This is a genomic window from Burkholderia sp. L-4 (assembly GCF_056856535.1).
Genome location: NZ_JBXEOX010000004.1, coordinates 1 through 19,075 on the forward strand (window position 1 = coordinate 1; position 19,075 = coordinate 19,075).

A 19,075-nucleotide genomic window follows, 5' to 3' on the forward strand; every position below is an offset into this window, starting at 1 on the left:
ACTTAACCTTTGGTTGACCAAAGCGCTGGACTCGCTCCAGCGTATACCCGACCCAAGCAGGCAGTGCATACAACCGCACGATCACGCCCTGATGCTTGCTCTCAAGCCACGCACGCACGGCCGGCAGTTCCTGCATGGCCAGCCCTGCCACCCCAGAGTGGGATTTGCCAGTAGGCTGCACAACCTCGAAGTAATAGAAGTGCGTCATGCCGGAACCCCTTCGCCAATTACGCGAAGGACCTCGTCACACGTAGTTTGACCCAAGCGCACGCGGCGCTTGGCCAGCTCAACGATCGTCTCGAAGCCAGTGCCAAACGCGATCGTGCGAATTCCTTCGCGCCCGACATCATCGGCAATGGCATTCGCCAGCGCATTGTCCACACACAGCATTTCATAGATGGGCAAGCGGCCGTAGTAGCCTGTCTGCCGACATTTCCTGCATCCGACTCCCCGCTTGCCCAGCGCGCCAGCAGCAACACCCAGCCAAACCGACTCCGCCTCTGAAAATGCCACATCGTGCGCACAAAACGAACATATGCGTCGCACCAACCGCTGGTTAATCACCAACAGCAAGTTCTCGGCAATCGCCTGGGGCAGTAAGCCCATCGGCCGCAGGCGCGGGACAACGCCGAATACGCTGGTAATATGCAGCGTCGAGAGCACCAGGTGCCCCGTGGCCGAAGCGTCCAGCGCCGCTTGCGCGGTTTCGGCGTCGCGCATTTCGCCGACCAGAATGACATCCGGGTCATGCCGCAAGAAATGCCGCAGGGCAGTGCTGAAGTCGTACCCCGCTCGACGATTGACTTCGGTCTGCCCGGCACCCGGCACGCGATACTCCAAGGGATCCTCGACGGTCAGCACGTTGCGCTCGATCAATTGTTGCATGCGCAAACCCGCGTGCAATGTACTACTTTTTCCCGAGCCGGTTGGGCCCGTGATCAGTATCAATCCGGCAGGGCACGCCATCCTGGCCGCAATCAGCCGCACATGCTCCTCGAAGAAACCGAGCTCCTGCAGCCCTTTCAGATCATGCGCTTCGGGCAACAATCGCATCACCATCCGTTCACCATGCTCTGCCACGATAGTGGAGACCCGCACGGCAAATTGCGTGTCAAGAATGGTCGTTCTAAAGCTGCCGTCCTGAGGTCGACGAGCCTCCGATATATCCATATCTGACATCAGCTTAATATAGCCAAGCAAACGCCCCAGCGCCGCTGGTAACGCCTTGATGGGACGCAGCACGCCATCGATTCGGAACAGAACGTGCAGGCTACGCACGCCCGGAGTGATATGGATATCGGTGGCACGTTCTCGCACAGCCAAGTGCAACATGTACTTCAGCAAGTTCTCCGGACTGATCTCATGCCGAGCGTCTGCTACCAGCCTGAAGACCTCCTGCTCGAAGAGTTCTTCTGGAGGGTGCTGCGAAAAATAATATGTGTGAAGAATTAAGCGCTTAACCGCTACAAACTCTGATTGCAAAAAGCGGCAATGCAATCCACACCGGCGTAGAACGATTTCGCTCACGCTTTCGGGCAACGCGTCACCGATTAAGACCACCAGCTCGCGGTCGTCGCGCCGTATCGGCAGAAAGTTACCGTTCAGGCACAGCTCCCGGTTAAATATTTCCATCAGCGCCGGCTCGGCGTCGGACACCTCATCGATCTCGATATATTCAATTCCCTGCAAGCGGGCCAACAAGCGCGCAACATCGCCTTCCCGGGCAAGCCCGGAATCGATAACGGTATGCCACATCACGTCGCGATGAACCGCATTTTTCTGATAAGCATATTCGAGCTGCGTCGCATCAATCAGCCCTGCTTCCAGCAAAGCTTGCCCCAAAGCCTCTGATAACTCTTCAATTTTGCGCGTTGCCATGATTCCGTCCTGACTGCTGCTTCATCCCGGCCTGACGCGTACGGCCATGCTGCTTTATACCCGCTGATACCGGGATCGCGGGGATCCGCGCTATATCCACCCATTGCACGTCGGCAGGTAACCCGCCGGGGGGCAACGGGGGACGCGTGTCGGTCAGTTCGCTCACCGCCTGAGGCATATTCGCGGCAGGATGCACGTCGCCATCTGAGAGAGCGCTGGCCCAAGGCGCTCTCTGATCGTCATTGCCTTCCGGCGTCTCATCTCCCACAGCCCCATGAAACGAAGTCGTCGACGCAGACGGCGCGACGCTTGAGCCTGACACACCTGGCGAGGCTGTCTTAAGCGGTTCTCGACCAGGCACCGGAGGCACTACAGCGCTCAGCAAAAGTGCCATTACACCCGAAGCCACTAATGTCCAGGACAACACCGCGCTATTTCCGACCCGCCCTTGTAAATGGCGATGCCACATCCAGTGAAGCATCCAAGTTGGATAGGTCATCATCGTTCCTCGTTTCGTACCTACAGCCCGGTCAGAGCACACGCGCACGCAGAACAATGATCAGTTCCCGATTACGATGCTGCTTTGAAATAGCGTCGAACAAGTTGCCAAGTATCGAAATATCGGCGACACCGGGCAATCCGTTATTCGTGTTGGTGGCCTGTTGATCAATCAGCCCTCCGATGATCACCGTGTCGCCGCTGTTGAGCTTCAGCGTCGTAGTCAACCCCTTTACGTCGACGATGGGTAGCGTTACCGCATTGCCCGTGGTGCCGATCTGCACTTGCTGCAAACTCGTGGCTTGAACCTGCGTTTGCATTGGGTGGACAAAGAGTTCAATTCGGCCGTTATCGTTGACTTCGGCCGACACCCCAACCACTACGCCAGAAAACAAGGAATCTGTGTCGACGTTGACCGACGTCGTCGAAGCGCCGCCTCCCGTGTTGCTCGTCGAACTGCTGATCTTGCTAATGTAACGATAGTTGGTGCCCACGCTCAGATAAGCCGGCATCCCGTTACTGAGGCGCACCACTGGGTTGGACAACATCCGTACTGTTCCAAATGTACGTAGCGCGTTAATTGCTGCGGAAAACGCGTTGCCGCTATACGCCAGGCCGTTACCATAGCCCGCGGTGGCACCCAGCGTCTCGGCGGGAATCGTGACAGTACGCGTGCCCAAGCCCGCGCTCAAAGAGGTGGTAACGGAGTTCAGGGTCGCCGCTCCAGTGCCAAGCTGCCCCACGAGATTCTTCGTCAGCAAGTTCCAGTCGACGCCCCAGTTAAATCCATCGGAGAGTTGAACGTCGATCAGTTGCGCCTCGATCTGCACCTGGCGACCCCTGACGGTACGGATGCGTTCGATGAACGCTTCAACAGCCTTCAGGCGCGACGGGCGAGCACTGACGAACAAGGTCCCGGTCGATCGATCCAGCGTCACGTAGCCGTCATCGACATTCTTGTTGGCGCCAGACGAACCCGACAGAATCGTTTGTACTGCCTTCATTATGTCTTCGTAGCGATCCGTTTTGCTGCCAACCTCACCACTGATGAGTGTATTGCCCTTTAACGCCGAACTGCCCGCATCCTTGCCTGCACCGCCGAACACATCACCACCGTCGTCGATATTCAATTGCGCCTTGCCGCCGAGCATTTCAAGACTGAATGTCTGCCGCGCCATCAAGGTAGCCACGATCAGCTTATCTTTCACGTGGCCATCGATATCGAACATCCCGAAAATCTGGTTCAATACATCGCGCGCCGACGCATGTCTCATAATGAGCGTTGCTCGTTGTCCGAGTTTCAGGACTGCCGGATCAATTATGACGTTCATATGCAATTGATCCGCCAATGCCGTTAACAGGTCCGCCACCGGCGCGTTGGTCATGTTGATATCAACCGCCTTATCGAGCACCCTTGCACTGAGGCCAGACACATCTCCCGTCTGGGCAGGTACCGCCGTATGCGACTCCACATTCTGCTGCAAGGAATCTAGACGGGCGAACACGTCACGGCTGCCTTCCGTTGCCGTTTCGCCAATTTTTTGCATTTGCTCGCCATCCGTGCCGGACATATGAGAAGCGCTGTTGGGCCAACTGGCACACCCGCCAAGCGAGCAAAGCAGCCACACTACTATCAGTCTGAAATTCATTGTCGTCACGAGCTTCTGGGAGTTGTGAAGAAATCAGGGAAATCTATTCGAATATCTCATCCATCGGACTGCGCTCGTGCGCGTGCATCGTTCACCCAGCTTCCCGCTCACATAGCCGGTTGCAATTGCATTTGCAAATCCACCACGCTCTCGACATCCACGCGCATACCAATCTGCCCAACTTCATTCACAAAACAACGACCGCTGTTCGCCGCTTGCGTCGCGCTCTCGCCAAGGGCCAAGGCAAACGCGGGATTAAATCGGGCAATCGAGCAGTCGGCCTCGACCGGCACATAGGCAGACGCCGTGTCGGGTGGCACTGTCGACGCAGTCGCCAACGCGCTTATCAGACTGCTTGCGCTGGGTGCCCCACCAAGTGTCATCGCCCCGTTGAATACGCCATAGCGCATCCGCCTGTCGTCACCCTGCCCGCTCGGACGAACGATCCCCAGGGTGATATACGGCAACCAGCCAACGTTGGACATGCAAGCGCTCCCGCTCTGGGACTCGATGCCAGTGCCGCCCGCCGTGGTGTCCGGACATGGCAAGCGGTGTTGCGTCAACGCGAACTGCATCACCGCCCGATGCGCTTGGCTCAACCGAGCACGCTGCACCATGGCTAAGCGCGCTTGCTGCCCGCTTTGCTGCAAGCGCACGCCCAACGTGAGAACCAGCGCCATCACGACCAGTAATATCGCGGTCTCCAGCAGAGAAAATCCCTTCTCTCGTGCTCGCTTGATCGGCATGGTCGGCTCCATTGTGTCGATGGCTATTTTTGAGCCTGCTGCGGCACCGTAGGCGCCGTCCCCGCGACCATCACCTCCGCACGCAACTGTTGACTCAGCGCCTGAAGCTGCGCCTGCTTCTCCTTGAGCAGGGCCTGACTTTGTGCGTCTGCTGCCGAAGCGCCGGAAGCGGGCTCGAGACTCTGCATCTGCTGAGCGATCTGCTGCATTTGCCCTGCAATCTGGAGGTTGCGTCTTAGTACACCTAGGTCGACTCCGCCCAATACACTTGAGCCATTTGCCTTCTCCAGTTCCTCCAGGGCAGCGGCCGTTAGCACTGGGTCTCGTTGACCGTGTTGCACCATGTCTTGGAACTGCGACAGGGCCGACTGCAACGCCATTTGCCGGCGTTGCGACGCCTCGCTAATCGCCGAAGCCGACGCCGCGGTCACGCCCGACGGGCTTGTAGCTGCCTCGGCTGCTATCGGGTGGGGGGTAAGATCCAAGGCCGGGACGCTAGCCGGCTCCACGCCAGCTGCCGCAGAGGCAGTGGTCTCGACCTTGGGAGGGCGCGCAAGCTGCGTCAACGGCACACTTTGAGCGACTGCACCATTGGTATGCATCACTTGGCTGGCGTAATACAAGATGCCCGCCACACTGAGCGCAATCACTGTCATTACAATCCACGTTGCTTTGGTTTTTATCATTTCCCATCCCCTTCCCGTGTTTCTTTAACCTCGGAAGCCGCGTGCATCGTAATTACGGCGGCACTGCCTTGGTGATCGATCTTCACCTTGTCCAGATAGATCGCCGTAACAACAGCACCTCCATCGAGCCGATCCCCGACATGAATGAGATGTCCATTAATAATGGCGCTGCGCTGACGCTCAGACTGCACAATGGTTGTCAACACATATTGCTCCATGTCTGCCCCCGCTTTCGCGAGTGTCGCCGGCAATGGCACAGGCACGGCCGGCACCGGTAACCGGACCGGTGGCGACGACGTGCTTGCTGCTCTTGTTACCAGATCGTTCAACGCCTCGCGCGTTTGCTCGAGCGCCTTTCCCGCCGACTCTGCAGCATCGCCTGATGGCGGGGCAAGTTCGGCGGTGCGCCCGCGATAGGTCAACGTCGTCACCATCGTGGCCGCCAGCACGACACAGATAAATGCCAGGGGGATCGCATAAGATTGTTGAGACAGCCTCATTTTTTCCCCTGACCGTCCGCCCCAAGCGGCGTCAATCGATAAGAGAAAACCTTCGCAAGCAGATTGCCGTCAACATGGCCGGCAGCCGTTTCCGCCGGCGCCGCGTCCCAACCATTCACGCGCAGTGCTTCGACAAACCGGGCAAGCCTGTCTACCTGGGTACCGTCCCCCCCTGCGGGCAACGCCCCATCCACCACCACAAGCCTTGAGGTATCGCGCAACGCTCGTCCCCCAGGAACTGCTCGGGTCGTCATCGCCGCAGGCATAGCCGTGTAAATGCGCAGAATACTCAATCCGCTAGCCTGAGCCGCCACCCCGACCGTCCCAACAATGTGCGCGACATCGAACTTCCTCTGCGCCGCCGCTTGAGCCAAAATCTGCTGGGACCAAGCGTCATAACCCGCTGGTAAGGCAGTATCAGCTCGCATCTGCTCCACCTGCGCCTGAATCTCCTGCGCTTGTCCTTGACGACGCTCTGAAACGGCATCGATCTGCCGTGCACGTGCTACCAGCACACTCGAGTAAAGCGTGCATAGCAAAGCCATTACGACCATCGCCCCGCACCACACGTGCACCCAGCGCTCCAGCGCCCAACTCATGCGCTGATTAAGGGAATTCACACTGTTCAGAAAGTAACCCGCCCTTAGGAAGCCCGGCAATGAGGAACGCGCTGCTGACGCCGTTCCAAGCGGCTGGCTCGGGGCAACCTCAATCGCCAGCGCACATGCTTCTGAAAACGCCATGATCGCCGCCGCGTCCTGCGCCGAACCAACACCTGACTCCCCCTCACACGAATGAGCCAGCACCGTATGCCATGACGCCGTGTACCGTTGTGGCAATGACGATAGTTTTGACAACTCCGCTCGCACTCGCTCCCCTAACGCGCGAGCGGCAATGGCCATATCGGCGGGTGACTCGCTAAATGACGTCGTCGAAAAATGAATCAGGTGCTTACCGACCCTCGCCAGAAAGCTCAGATGACGCCCGTTTCGAGCGACGACGGCCTGAGCTGGGCGCACCTGCTTCCACAGGACGGTCATCGCGGGTACTATCAGGCACACTCGCGGACGCGCCCGCGTCCACTCCATCAACTTCTGCCACTGCGCAATATCAACCGCCGTATAGATCACCTGATAAGTCGACGCGACCTTTTCAACGGCATGAATCAGCACGCGCGTCTCGCCATCGGTCGCGCCTTGCGACATAAGACGCCGGCTGATTAGCACAGGCGCGTGCGCTGCGTTGCCCTCAAGCTTCATCTCGCCGCTTAGCGCCTGCGCACCAAAATCCGACACCACGATCGCCGCGTCCGTGAGCGTAGGATACGCATCCAGTGCCGCGCTGGACTGCTCTTCCAGCCGGAACCAAGCGTCGCCGAAGTGTGCAACCCACGCGCTCATCGCGCCTCCAAGCGGAAGTACAGCACTCCCGATAGCGTCACTAGCAACGCTGAATCGGCACTATTGGTCGTCGGCGCTTCGAACAAGCTCCCATCGGAACTTTTCATCGACAGCTCAAACTCATCCGCACCAAACATTTGAGATGGTGTTCGGCGAATTTGGGCTAGCACCTCGTTGACTGTCTCTCGTGTCATCACCGCCTGACGTATATCCATGCGACGAGTCGCCCATTGGCCAACGCCATACCCCGCCTGCATCGCATGAGTCATCTGTGTGCGCGCCAGGCGAACCTGCTCGGCCCGGCGCCGAGCATCCGAGAGCGCATGCAGGGCCATGTCGTGCAAACGCGTCGCCGCATCTCGTCGTTCGTAGGCCGCCTGCAAGCGCTGGTGCGAAAACGAGGTGAACACCGTGGCGCCACCCAGCGCAATCAAGGCCATCACCGGATAGACAATGTACTCGCGAGCGCGCACCAACTTGGCAACGGTCAACCACCGACGTCTCACACCTGTATCCCGCCGACCAGCATTGATCTCAGCAATCATCGCTTCCCGATTCGGTTTCGATTCATTTAGCATACCGAACTTCATTGTCTAGCCACTATATTTCCGACACACTATTACAGGCCTACCGCCAAACCATCACTGGTTCATCTTGTAATCCGCAACCAGCGCCTGCACTTGCCCTTCCGCGCTATTGCCGCCACCCTGGATCGCCGCGTTATCCGAACTCCAGTCCTGTGCCTGTGTCGCCTGATTCAGCGCAGCGCCTGCGCCGACTCCGATCGCCCCTTGCGATACACCCTCTTGCCGGAAACTGCCACTGCTCGCCCCGCTCGATCCATTGATGGCTGCAGCAAGCGAGCGTGCCAGATCCGGCGTCAGGCCGGCTACCACCATAACGTTGCCAGCCCCCGAGGAGGTCCCAGGTGGGTTCCAGCGGAAGCACACCTGCAACTCCTGGGGGTTGCCATTGCTGTCCAGATAAACATAGCGATCCTCAAACCCCTGACCGCGCCCCTGCGGAAGCTGCACTCCGGCACGCAACATCAGGTCACGCAGATCCCGTCCTTGCGCGGAATCGGCAGTCGTGTTCAAACCCGAGGTCGAAGGCATGTTCTTCGGCGCCCCACCATGACAAATCATCGGAGGCCCCGACACCCCCGTCATGTTCCCACCCGAGGTCGCACCGCCGTTGCTCGCCAGATACGCTTGGCCATTGACCATCAACTGTGGCAGTGCTGGATCGTCACCTACCGGCACACCGGTGCGCTGGACATACGTGTTGTAAGCTACCGCCCACTGGTTCACGAACGTCTGCCGGATCTTGACGTACTCGGCGTTACGCTGCGCATCCCGGCCAATCATCACCGCCCCCAGAATCAGGCCAATGATCACCAGAACCACCGTCATTTCCACCAGCGAAAAACCCGCTTGCCGGCGCTTCGCGCCCGCTTGTGGCTGCCGCCGCCCCACCGCGTATTTCAGTCTCACACGCACGCTCATGTCCTCGCTCCTTAGCCCAACATCCCTTGACACTCCGCTTCCGTAATCAGCCGCCTGCGCACGAGATCCCGCAGCGACGCCTCCATCGTCATCATCCCCTGCGATTGACTGGTCTGGATTGTCGAGTGAATCTGCGCCGTCTTGCCCTCCCGGATCAGATTGCGAATCGCCGGCGTACAGATCATCACCTCCCATGCGGCCGTGCGCCCCCCACCAATTTTCCGGACCAGTCGCTGGCAAATCACTGCATTCAGCGACTCTGACAACATCGTACGCACAAGCATCTTTTCTCCAGCAGGAAAAACGTCCACTACCCGGTCCAGCGTGTGCGCTGCGGAATTCGTATGTAACGTCGCCAGTATCAAATGCCCCGTCTCAGCCGCCGTCAACGCCAATCGAATCGTCTCGAGATCTCGCAACTCGCCTACAAGAACGCAATCGGGATCTTCTCGCAATGCAGCGCGTAGCGCGTTAGCGAAACTAAGCGTGTGGCGATGCAGTTCGCGTTGATTAATTACCGATCGACAAGGCGCATGGACAAATTCAATTGGATCCTCTATAGTAATTATGTTATATCGGTAATTTTCATTCAAAAAACCAATCATTGCTGCGAGTGTTGTCGATTTTCCAGATCCAGTAGCTCCAACAACCAAAACTAGCCCACTTGATCGACTTAGGATTTTCTTAATAATCTCCGGGCTCGCCAGCGCCTCAAGATTGGGAAGATCCTGATTAATCACCCGGAACACTAAAGTTAACCCTCGCTCCTGCCACAGAACATTAACCCGAAAGCGCGCACATTTTATTAAATTAAATGAGAAATCACATTCCTTCGTCGATTCAAATATCCCCACTCGATCCAATGGCAGGATCTTGTCCAGAAAATTCTTAATAATTTCAGGCCGCAAAACTGGGAGTTCAGAAATTAAAACCTCTCCGTCTAAGCGCATAGCTGGCGGAAGGCCGGCCGACAGATAAATGTCTGAGGCCCCAGCCCCCACTGATTCCGACAAGAACCCCTCCAAACTCACCCATCCATCATCCATAGCAACATTTAATCCTTCTTTAATCTAATTCGGCTAATTCACCGATTTCCCCCACCAACATCCAAAGGTAAGCTGTATTAATCCAGCTTAACGACGTAGCGCTTGCAGACCGCGGCGCCGAGAGACTATTCTGTTAACAATTCGGGTTCGTATGTGGATTTTCGATCTTTGCGCGCGAGAACATGCTAAGGACAAGGGTACGACGCGAGCGCTAAAGGCGAAGTGTCGCGACGGAAACTTGACGACGGACGACACCCGCCAGATCAATCGAAGCAACATCCCTACACGGGTGACGACGATGTTTTTTCGAAAGTGCCGGACACCGTGCCGACACGCGGCCGCACGGCAATGCACTGGTTCAGGCATTGCTCGGCTTGAAAACAGCGTTCCCTTTGCCCTTGCGCGCCTTGCAAGGCTTTGCGCAAAGTCTGAGCGATCTGGCCTTCTCGGATTTGCCTGTGCCGAACTAAACGACCGTGTGCCGTCGTGCGAAAACGCTGCGGGTGAAACCGCATGTTTAAATTGCTGCACTTGGTCGTGAACAGCACGGGCGTGAAGGTCTACGGCGAAGGCGAGCTGAAGGTCCGCCAGCACGGTTACTCGAAGCGCCACACTTGGCGCAAGGTCCATTTCGTACTCGCCGCGAACGCCGGCCGATGGCGAACAGCACTCATGACGCGCTAAGATGTCACGGACAGCGAAGCGCGGCCCGAATTGCTTCCTTAAAACCCGACGGACGAACCTATCGATACCATCCGCGGCGGCGACGCATACGACATGTAGACCTGTTGCGCTGAGATCTCCGCGAGCGGCGCGATGCCCTGAATTCCACCTCGGGAAGGTGCAGTTCACTTGCCGCCCACCACGCCCGGCGAAACTCAGCTGAAAGAACCTGTCGACGCCATCGCTCGGGGCAGTCGACACGAATGGAAGCAGCGAAGCGGTTACCACCGTCGTTCGCTGTCCGCGAACACAATGTGCCGGTACTAGACGCTGTCGGCTAAGTGTCTGTGGGCACGTCGTTCCGTTACCCGGGCGACCGAATTTGTCGTTCGAGTGAGCGTGCTCAACGACATGGCAAAACTCGCTAGCCCGCAATCCATCCGCATCGCCTAAGGCTATCAGCAAAGGTACCACTTCGTCCTCACGCTTTTCATTTATTCAACGGCGCGTCAATTTAAGCCCGCCTTTACTCTACTTTGCCCATCGAAAATTCAAACAACCGCCGCCAAATACCCCTATAAAATGAAATATTTGCCCATATATGCATGCGCCCGGCCGTCGTCAACGACTTCACGAAAGCGGTAGCGGTAGGCTCAACGAATGGTGGCAGTACCTCCGCAGAGCGGCCATGCGAGGTAACATGCGGCCTCTTAATGCAGGCTAGGTGGCTCCGGCCATACATGCGCATGAACCGTCGCCGCAACGCCTTGGTGTCCACGATCGCCGATCGCGGACACGATCTCCCGTGATCTACACGGACTCCACCACGCCATCACCATCGTGCCCCACGCGCGCGTGAACAGGGAAACGGCCAGGCTGAGTCGCTTACCGCGCGTCAAGCCTTTGTCGAGTTGCTCTGGGGGCGTGCGACCGAGTCCGGCATCGAACAGCGGCGCTGGCCCGATCGGCCGCCGCCGGAGGGGGTTAGAGCGAATTTCGTCGAGCCGGTGGCGGCCGATTGCCTAATCCGAGGCGCGGCTGATGTCGAGGCCGAGGCCCGACACTGGCTCGCTTGCCATGCCGCGCGCGTGAGCCTCGGTGCCGCTTGGCGCGACGTGCAAGCGCGCGCGACGGCTACTGCGCGATCCGGTGTGGCCGACTGGTCGGCCACCGCATCCATCACGTCCTGGCGCGACGGTGCTTGGCTTGCGCGCGTGACGCCCGCCGGGCTTGCCTTCGTCTCCTCAAGCCAGGCGAACTGGGCAGCAGCGAACCATGTCGACAAAGCGACGCGTCAGGCGACCGATGCGGCCCGCCGACAGGTGCGTCGAGACACGATGTGGGCGGCCAGCCGGGGCGCGTGCCTGACCTGGTCCGACGACGTTGGATGGCACGTGATCGACTCGATCGCTCCAGCCGATGGCGATCTGCGGCGGCGCAGACTATTGGGGCTGCCTGCTGGACGCCCTTCGTGCTGGCTCTATCGGTCCGCCGATGGCCGCTTTGTCGCGCGCGTGGACGGTGCCCGGTTGCAGGTGCTGGCAGCCACGCCCACCGCAGCGATAATGACGCTCCGACGTTGTGCGACGGACTCTCGCCGGATCTGCCAAGTTGCGTTGCCGCCCACGGCGTCGGTACCGCTTGTTGTGCCCGAGCCGCTCACGGCACGATCGGCGGCCGACTATCGGTTTTTCGTCGCATGTGTGCGGGGCGCGCGAGGGTTCTGGGACGACGCGAGCAAGCCAGCCGAGGCGGCACGTTGCTATTGTCTCGCGCAGGCGCAGGTACAGGTAGTACGTGCTGAACCGTGATGCGTAGAGGTTCCTGTACCGCCAGAAACTGTCCGAATTCTTGTGGGCGAGGGGGTTGAACGACAGGTTATCGGCGGCCTACCGATGACCGGTGGTAACAAAATTAGTTGTGTAAGCGCCCGACGTCTCGCACAACACAAAGTGTCCCCAAATGAAGGGTAACATAGTCCTTACTATGTTACCCTTTACTTTATTGGCCAATTCGCCCCTTTTCTGAGCGAACCTGGCGCACGCGCTTGTCCGGCAAGGCTCGCCGGCCGGTCGACGACCACCCGGGATGCGGTGGTGCCCTCGCCGTCCGTCCGCCTCCGACGAAGTCAAAGGCGAGCGGACGCCGCTGCGCCGCAGGACGCGTATCAAACAACACAGTTTCCGTATTCCCTCGCAACCGCCCATGACGACCGCCGACGATCCAGACGTGCTCGATGTCGAGTTCCGCGAGCTGCCAGCGGCGCCGCGGCGCGCGACCACGCCGGCCGCGCGCCGCAAGTCGCGCTCGCGCGCAGCCCGTCGCGAAGCCGCCGCCACGCGCCGCATCGGCCTGCAGCACCTCGCCTTCTTCCGGGGCTATCTGGAAGGACTGGACCTCGCCGAGCTGGCCGACCAGTACCTCGAATTCGGCCGCGACGCGCGCAAGGCTACGGCGACCCGCACCTGGCTGGTCACCGCCTTCGTCGCCGCGGCCCGCAAGCGCCAGGACTTCGCGACCGCGCGTCTGCTCGCGATCCGGCCGGCCGCCCTCGCCGCGGCGCCGGCGACCAATGCCCCGGTGCGGGCCATTCCGTCGCTGGAGGACTTTGCCGCCGAGCACGATCCGGACGGTTTCTATACCGAGAAGGAACTGCTCGACCTGTTCGCCGCCCGGCATGCCGGCGCGGACACTGACGCCGGCGCGACCTTGCGTCGACAGCAGCGCAACGCCCGCCTGCGCGCGCGGCAGATGGCGGCGCTCGAGGCGCTCGCGCGCCTGGTGGTCGAGGATCCGCGCCCCGAACACCACGTGCTCGGCTGGTTCGATACCGCCGTCGCGCTGCGTCTGGCCGACGTCGGCCTCACCACGATCGGCAAGCTGGTGGAGACGATCAACGCGCTCGGCTATCGCTGGTACCGGCGCGTGCCGCGTCTGGGCGAAGTCGGCGCGCGCCGCATCACCGCGTGGCTGGGGCACTACGGCGACGTCGCGGGCCTGCAGTTGGCCGCCGGCGTGCAAACCCACCCGTCCGAATCCACCCTGCCGGCGCCACGGCTCGCGGTCGCCGGCCCCGTCACCGCGATCGTGCCGCTCGAGCGCTTCTTGCTGCCGCCCGAGCTGGACGGCTCGCACGGCGCACACCGCAATCTGGTCAAGAACAACAGCCGCGCCAACAACGACCGCGAGGCGATCGATTTCTGGCTCGCCGACTACGAGAACCCGCATACGCGTCAGCGCTACCGCACCGAAGCGGAGCGCCTGCTGCTCTGGGCGATCTTCGTGAAACGCAAGGCGCTGTCGAGCCTCGACACCGATGATGCGCGCGACTACATCAACGGTTTCCTGGTCGATCCGCAGCCGGCGAGCCAATGGGTCATGACGGGCACCGCGCATCGCGGCGATCTAGGCTGGCGGCCGTTCCGTGGGCCGCTGTCGGTCAAAAGCCGGCAGGATGCGCTGTCCGCCCTGAAGAAGTTCTTTGGCGAGCTGGTCGACGCACAGTACCTGGATCACAACGCGTTCGCGAAGGTTCGCGTCTTCACCGGGTCGACGCACGACGCCGCCGGCAACGAGCGGCGCGTGGCCGCGAAATCGCGTCTGCAGATCGAGCGCGGTTTGACCGCCGACGCCTGGCGCTTCGCGATGCGCGTGCTCGACGCGATGCCGGACACGGCCGCCGCGACACGCATGCGCTTCGTGCTGAGCTTTGCGTACAGCACCGGGCTACGGCGCGCCGAGTTATGTGGCGCATTCACGGACGACGTGCAAGAACGCTACGCGGGCCCCGAGCTGGGGACCATCCGGTTGCTGCGCGTGGTCGGCAAGCGCGCGAAGGAACGCTTCGTACCGTTGGTGCCGGCGGTGCTCGACTTGATGGGCGACTATCTGGAATCGCGCGGCCTGCCGCGCGATCCCCTCGCCTGCCCGGCCGCCACGCCGTTGATCCCAGCGCTGCTGTCGAATGCCGAGATCGGCAAAATCCGGCGCGCGGCGAAGGCCAGCAAAACCGATCCGGCGCCTGAGCTTGCCGCGCGCGCGCGGCAAACCGGACCGATCCATCCGATTCAACTTTATAAGGCGGTTAGGCAGTTTTTCGCGATGGCGACTGCCGCCGCGCTGCGCGAGGATTCACCGCACGCGCGGGCTTTCAGCGCAGCCAGCCCGCACTGGCTGCGCCATACGTTCGTCTCGCATGCGCTGGCTAATGGCATGAGTCTTGAGAGCGCGCGAAATTTTGCCGGTCACGATTCGCTCGACACCACATCGATCTACGCGACTGCGGAGCTTGGCCGCCAATACCGGGAGGCCGAGACCTTCCTTAGATTAGCTACCTCTTAGCGCGGCTCGGGTCATCAAAATCGATTGATGGCGAATAATCGCCCGAGAATCGGAAGTATCTGCGACGCCAACATTGCTGTTATGACCGCCGGTCTGAACGTGTACTCCGAAACATCATCAACGGTGGCGATGACGATCCCCATCGACTTCTCCTAGATTAAGTCGGAGTTATCTCCGGGGGAGTTATCGAACTACCAGATGATCTACGACTTCCGTCCTTACAGGCCGATGATCCCGCAGATAATCCTGGACATTGCGACGGAGCGTACGCTGCGGCCATCTACGCGCGCGTAGCGAAAAGTCAGTATATAAGAAAAAATCGAATCTTTTTGAGCTCACATCCCGAATACGACGAAATGTCAGTCGGCAGCCCAACCTCTCCGCCGGCAAAACGGTTCGTGATTGCTTTGGTCGTGCACGCTGGTCGCAGTTTCAACGTAGAAACTGGACCTGGCAGCGTTCGCTATCACGCTCAGCATGCGAGCTTTGTCGGTTGACCAAGGTCTGTAACTGCTTGGTCCGTTCAGTTTCCACGTAGAAACTGAACGCCCCCAGAGGCATCAGATTAGAAGTTTCCGCGGGTATTACTGATTGCATCGACGGCAGTTTCAACGTAGAAAATATATCTGCGAGCATTCGGCGTCACGCTCAGTACGCGCGAGTTGACGATTGAGTCCGGCGTCCGCAATTAGTTGGACAACTCAGTCTCCATATAGAAACTGAACGCCTTCTGAGCATCCCAAAAGAGTTCTCCGATGCCCCGGTCCGAGGGTCTCGATCGCAAAACGTTGCCTGCGCGCTCGTCTTATGCGACGGCAGTTTCTACGTAGAAACTACCCAGGGCGCTAGAACGTAAGCCCAAAAGCTGCACACGATTCGAAGAGGTCGCACAAGAGAATGTCAATTGCTTCCTTTGCGTTCGATTCGCGACGCCGTCCGCCGCGCCGTTAAGCCGCCGAAGGCGCTACTGGCAAAACCCCAAGTTTCTACGTAGAAACTACTCCTGGAAGGACGCCACTCTACAAGGTCCGGTTGATCTGCCGCGCCGGAGCGTAGCATTTCTCATAATCGCGTCGTTTTTCTTGATGTTTTTCGGGTGACATCCTAATATCCCTAGCAGCCCGCTTGGCGAGCAGTTTCTACGTAGAAACTGCTTCTGTCCGAGCACCGAGTGCATAAGGAGAACGCATGGCCGCAAAAATTATTGCCGTCTTCAACCAGAAAGGAGGGTCGGGGAAAACAACGACCTCGACCAATATCGCGGGTGCCTTCGGCCTGCGAGGCTATCGAACCATGCTAGTCGACTTGGACGAGCAGGGCACCGCAACACTCTCAGTCGGCGCGGCCCCAGATGATCGACCGTACCCGGCAGCTATTTCGAACCTGGCGCTAAGTCCTCGGCCGGATCGGGAGATTGCAAAGTACGTGAATGACTATGATTTTATTGTCATCGACTGTCCGCCCGCCATTAAATCGGCTGCGCCCTCCGTTGCCCTTCTTATTTCTGATCTGGGCCTGATTCCCATCGCAGCGTCGGGCGGCAACCTCTGGGCGGTTCAAGAGGCAAAAAAATTAGGTATGGAGGCACAGATCCGCAACCCGGATCTCAAGCTTCGTTCGTTCGCAAACATGAACCAGAACGTCACGATCGTGAAGCAGATCTTTGAAGCTGCGGCTGGAGACGATGAGCTTCCCATGCTGAAAACGAAGCTCGGCTTCCGCACCGCCTACAAGGAAGCAGAGGTATCTGGTGCTACTGTCCTTCAACTCCGCTCGGCCAAGGCCGCCCACAAAGAGCTGAATGATCTTGTCGACGAAATTCTTGAAGTTCTGGAGGTGCGTGCATGAGCAAGAAAGACTTCTCTGCGGCGCTTAATGCAGGTGTAAAGCGCGACCAGACAATGCGAGTGACGGCGGCACCTTCAAGGTTCGACCGCGTTGATGAAGCATTGAGCGGCCGAAGCAGCCTATTGGATCAGCCCAATGAGAGTGTCGCTGCCCCGACAAGATCGGCTGCAGAAGCGTATTTGGCAGGCCTGGAGCAAGCAGGGAAGGTGCAGGCGCGGTATATAACAATGCCAATAAGCCATATCGACGATAACCCGCTCAACAGTCGCACTATCTACAAAGAAGAGCTCATCGCCGCGCGCGCAGCCTCAATGGCCCGAGATGGCCAACTCGTCCCCGTGCTTGCCGGACGCCACCCCGACTTTCCCGACCGCGCAATCTTGATCGACGGCCAGTTCCGAAAGCTTGGTGCGCTCCGGAATCGCTTCGAGACGTTGGATGTGAAGCTTCTCGAAGGCCTGGACCCGATAGATTTCTACCGCCTTGCCCGAGCCGCAAACAACGAGCGCGAGCAGGAAACAATTTTGGACGTCGCACTCGGGTACAAGAAACTTCTCGATCAGGGTCATGCAAAATCGAATGACGAGCTGGCGGTCTTGGTGGAGGAAGGCAAATCCAAGGTCAGCAAAATTCTCGCGCTTCTGGATCTGCCGCAGTCAGTCCTGGACGTGATCGGTTCGCATCCCAAACAATTCGGCTTATCAACTAGCTACGAGCTCACCCTGTTCCTCAAGGCATCGGACGAGAAGCGCACCTTGGCATTTGCCGAGCGCATTCGTGACGAGGAATTGCCGTTTCAGAAGGTGAAGGCTTTACGCGAAAGTCTCGAAAATGGCCGAGCCCCACGGAAGTCCCTTTCGCGACAGTACAAGGTGTCAACTGTTGAAGGGGCTGAGATCGGTGCGATCAAGGAATGGGGCGACGGGAAGGTCCGTCTGGACCTCGCTCTAGGTTCGGCCGAAAAAGCCGAGGCATACGTTGCGGCCTTCAAAAAGCTCCTTGCGGAAGACGGCCACCAACTGAAGTAGCGATGTGCCACACCCACGTATGTCCGCCGGGTAGGCAACACAGCTAGAGTGGCATTCACCCCGTGCCGTACTACAAGCGATGTAGCGCGACGGAACTACTGCGAGGCCGTCGCGCTTCAGCTTCCGGCAGTTGCCGCTGCACTTGATTCTTCAAAGGGCAAGTCGCCGTCCAGTGCGAGGCGGCTTTGCGGATTCTGGATAAACTTGAAATCGAGCGAATTCACAGCGCGGCCGAGTTTCACCGGTGTCCAGGAAATTACAAGATCCGCCTTTGCGTTCAGCTCGTTCACAGCGGTTTCAATCACCCGACGCTTGATGTCGGCAAAGCGGTACGTAGCAGGGATTTCAAGCACGTGGCGGAAATCTTCCAACGTGATCAGGAGCCTGCCCCGATCCCGCTCTCGCATCAACAGTTCGAGGAGCCGCCACGAATAAAGTGACTGTAGCCCTCGGGCAAACTCGAGTTGATACGAGACGAAACGCCGCTGCAACATGAAGATGTGGGGCGTTAAATCCGGAGAGAAGGAAACTTCTGCCCATCCTTCTCGTTCATGATAAACCGCCTTCCACACCCAATTCAGTACCACCTTCCTCGGGCCATCCATGTACGTCAATTGACGCTTTTGAAGACTCGCACAGCCTTCTTTCAGTCCCTCATACGCGGCGGTGGCCTGCTTCTCGCCGGACCGCGGAGCAAGTGCTGCCAGCGCGGCGAACTCGTCGGCTCGAACACGAACACTTACATAGCCGTTACCCTTACCATGCAAGTACGGTGACTTCTTGCTATCTATGCATCGGAGCGCTGCCATCATGACCCGCTTCTCGTTTAGGGTCAGGCCTTGCTGGGCATTGACCAGAGCTCGGCTCATGGCAACAGTCCCCCGTACGCGGCCATCACCGTCCAGAGCAGGTTCGTCCAACGGCTCGATCTGGAGAGGTTCGAGCTCAACGATCTCGACCTGAGCCGGCTCGGACTGGTTTTTTGCCTTTTTGTTCACAAAGGTGACCTTCAGCGGAGGGTGTCACAATTATAAGGTGACATGCTCAGGGCGCAAGTCACCGTTGTGGATAACGGTCGAAATATGTCACCGCCGGCCCGCTTTGTGTCTACTTAGGGTCGGATTGCGTCACCTCCGGGTCGGCAAACGTCACAGTTTCTCGACTGTGACGTCCGGCAAAGCCTTACCTGGCAAGCCTGTGCGGGACGGGGCACAGCGTTTACAAAAGGTTTTACAAACGGTTCTACAAACTGTCTTACAAAAAGCACTGTTTGAAAGTTGCTTCTAT

At 58.9% G+C, this 19,075-nt stretch carries 16 protein-coding genes and 1 pseudogene; 5 read left to right on the top strand and 12 right to left on the bottom strand.

The genetic code is table 11. The annotated features are described in order from the left end of the window. From AC1VVG_RS35080 to AC1VVG_RS35125, 10 genes are all read right to left on the bottom strand, one after another. Positions 1-208 (bottom strand): hypothetical protein (locus AC1VVG_RS35080; RefSeq protein WP_482837650.1); only part of this gene is annotated, 208 nt, incomplete at its 3' end. After that, positions 205-1,878 carry a GspE/PulE family protein gene (locus tag AC1VVG_RS35085; protein WP_482837651.1) on the bottom strand — a complete coding sequence of 558 codons (1,674 nt, stop codon included), beginning with the start codon at positions 1,876-1,878 and terminating at the stop codon, positions 205-207. The genes AC1VVG_RS35080 and AC1VVG_RS35085, both read right to left, overlap by 4 nt. 530 nt (positions 1,879-2,408) lie before the next feature. Further along, positions 2,409-4,025: a pilus (MSHA type) biogenesis protein MshL gene (mshL, locus tag AC1VVG_RS35090; RefSeq protein ID WP_482837652.1), complete on the bottom strand. Its 1,617-nt coding sequence runs from the start codon at positions 4,023-4,025 to the stop codon at positions 2,409-2,411. A gap of 107 nt (positions 4,026-4,132) precedes the next feature. Further along, a complete protein-coding gene (locus AC1VVG_RS35095; protein WP_482837653.1) occupies positions 4,133-4,771 on the bottom strand; it encodes a type II secretion system protein in 639 nt (212 codons plus the stop codon). Positions 4,772-4,794: 23 nt separating this feature from the next. Beyond that, the gene (locus AC1VVG_RS35100; protein ID WP_482837654.1) at positions 4,795-5,457 is read right to left on the bottom strand and encodes a hypothetical protein; all 663 of its coding nucleotides are present in this window, start codon (positions 5,455-5,457) and stop codon (positions 4,795-4,797) included. After that, positions 5,454-5,957: a hypothetical protein gene (locus tag AC1VVG_RS35105; protein WP_482837655.1), complete on the bottom strand. Its 504-nt coding sequence runs from the start codon at positions 5,955-5,957 to the stop codon at positions 5,454-5,456. Before AC1VVG_RS35105 ends, AC1VVG_RS35100 begins: the two co-directional genes overlap by 4 nt. Next, positions 5,954-7,357 carry a hypothetical protein gene (locus AC1VVG_RS35110; RefSeq protein WP_482837656.1) on the bottom strand — a complete coding sequence of 468 codons (1,404 nt, stop codon included), beginning with the start codon at positions 7,355-7,357 and terminating at the stop codon, positions 5,954-5,956. Before AC1VVG_RS35110 ends, AC1VVG_RS35105 begins: the two co-directional genes overlap by 4 nt. Next, positions 7,354-7,947 (bottom strand): hypothetical protein, encoded by a 594-nt coding sequence (locus tag AC1VVG_RS35115; RefSeq protein ID WP_482837657.1) that lies wholly within the window; start codon positions 7,945-7,947, stop codon positions 7,354-7,356. Before AC1VVG_RS35115 ends, AC1VVG_RS35110 begins: the two co-directional genes overlap by 4 nt. A gap of 51 nt (positions 7,948-7,998) precedes the next feature. Next, on the bottom strand, positions 7,999-8,862 hold the full coding sequence (locus AC1VVG_RS35120) for a type II secretion system protein (RefSeq protein ID WP_482837658.1): 864 nt from the start codon (positions 8,860-8,862) through the stop codon (positions 7,999-8,001). A gap of 11 nt (positions 8,863-8,873) precedes the next feature. Beyond that, a complete protein-coding gene (locus AC1VVG_RS35125; RefSeq protein WP_482837716.1) occupies positions 8,874-9,893 on the bottom strand; it encodes a type IV pilus twitching motility protein PilT in 1,020 nt (339 codons plus the stop codon). Between the two features lie 166 nt (positions 9,894-10,059). On the opposite strand from AC1VVG_RS35125, the pseudogene AC1VVG_RS35130 reads away from it, so the two are divergent. From AC1VVG_RS35130 to AC1VVG_RS35140, 3 genes and pseudogenes are all read left to right on the top strand, one after another. Next, a pseudogene (locus AC1VVG_RS35130) lies at positions 10,060-11,024 on the top strand (IS5 family transposase). Between the two features lie 458 nt (positions 11,025-11,482). Continuing rightward, positions 11,483-12,382, top strand: coding sequence for a hypothetical protein (locus AC1VVG_RS35135; protein WP_482837659.1), 900 nt, complete (start codon positions 11,483-11,485; stop codon positions 12,380-12,382). Positions 12,383-12,776: 394 nt separating this feature from the next. Continuing rightward, positions 12,777-14,912: a phage integrase family protein gene (locus tag AC1VVG_RS35140; RefSeq protein ID WP_482837660.1), complete on the top strand. Its 2,136-nt coding sequence runs from the start codon at positions 12,777-12,779 to the stop codon at positions 14,910-14,912. A 14-nt stretch (positions 14,913-14,926) separates the two neighbouring features. Here AC1VVG_RS35140 and AC1VVG_RS35145 read toward each other — a convergent pair whose 3' ends face one another. Further along, entirely contained in the window at positions 14,927-15,055 is a 129-nt protein-coding gene (locus AC1VVG_RS35145) for a hypothetical protein (protein ID WP_279612786.1), read from the bottom strand. Positions 15,056-16,100: 1,045 nt separating this feature from the next. On the opposite strand from AC1VVG_RS35145, the gene AC1VVG_RS35150 reads away from it, so the two are divergent. Together AC1VVG_RS35150 and AC1VVG_RS35155 are read left to right on the top strand one after the other, a co-directional pair. Then, complete coding sequence (locus tag AC1VVG_RS35150; protein WP_027791981.1) at positions 16,101-16,760, top strand: AAA family ATPase; 660 nt, start codon at positions 16,101-16,103, stop codon at positions 16,758-16,760. Next, positions 16,757-17,788 carry a ParB/RepB/Spo0J family partition protein gene (locus AC1VVG_RS35155; RefSeq protein WP_175907320.1) on the top strand — a complete coding sequence of 344 codons (1,032 nt, stop codon included), beginning with the start codon at positions 16,757-16,759 and terminating at the stop codon, positions 17,786-17,788. The genes AC1VVG_RS35150 and AC1VVG_RS35155 overlap by 4 nt, the downstream gene beginning before the upstream one ends. Positions 17,789-17,904: 116 nt before the next feature. Here AC1VVG_RS35155 and AC1VVG_RS35160 read toward each other — a convergent pair whose 3' ends face one another. After that, complete coding sequence (locus AC1VVG_RS35160) at positions 17,905-18,786, bottom strand: replication initiation protein (protein ID WP_175028733.1); 882 nt, start codon at positions 18,784-18,786, stop codon at positions 17,905-17,907. Positions 18,787-19,075: the final 289 nt, after the last annotated feature.

Bases quoted from the DNA above. Each gene is read 5' to 3' on its own strand.
- AC1VVG_RS35150 (WP_027791981.1), top strand. From the start codon at position 16,101: ATGGCCGCAAAAATTATTGCCGTCTTCAACCAGAAAGGAGGGTCGGGG.
- AC1VVG_RS35120 (WP_482837658.1), bottom strand. From the start codon at position 8,862: ATGAGCGTGCGTGTGAGACTGAAATACGCGGTGGGGCGGCGGCAGCCA.
- AC1VVG_RS35095 (WP_482837653.1), bottom strand. From the start codon at position 4,771: ATGCCGATCAAGCGAGCACGAGAGAAGGGATTTTCTCTGCTGGAGACC.
- mshL (WP_482837652.1), bottom strand. From the start codon at position 4,025: ATGAATTTCAGACTGATAGTAGTGTGGCTGCTTTGCTCGCTTGGCGGG.
- AC1VVG_RS35115 (WP_482837657.1), bottom strand. From the start codon at position 7,947: ATGAAGTTCGGTATGCTAAATGAATCGAAACCGAATCGGGAAGCGATG.
- AC1VVG_RS35110 (WP_482837656.1), bottom strand. From the start codon at position 7,357: ATGAGCGCGTGGGTTGCACACTTCGGCGACGCTTGGTTCCGGCTGGAA.
- AC1VVG_RS35155 (WP_175907320.1), top strand. From the start codon at position 16,757: ATGAGCAAGAAAGACTTCTCTGCGGCGCTTAATGCAGGTGTAAAGCGC.
- AC1VVG_RS35100 (WP_482837654.1), bottom strand. From the start codon at position 5,457: ATGATAAAAACCAAAGCAACGTGGATTGTAATGACAGTGATTGCGCTC.
- AC1VVG_RS35105 (WP_482837655.1), bottom strand. From the start codon at position 5,957: ATGAGGCTGTCTCAACAATCTTATGCGATCCCCCTGGCATTTATCTGT.
- AC1VVG_RS35145 (WP_279612786.1), bottom strand. From the start codon at position 15,055: ATGGGGATCGTCATCGCCACCGTTGATGATGTTTCGGAGTACACGTTC.
- AC1VVG_RS35085 (WP_482837651.1), bottom strand. From the start codon at position 1,878: ATGGCAACGCGCAAAATTGAAGAGTTATCAGAGGCTTTGGGGCAAGCT.
- AC1VVG_RS35140 (WP_482837660.1), top strand. From the start codon at position 12,777: ATGACGACCGCCGACGATCCAGACGTGCTCGATGTCGAGTTCCGCGAG.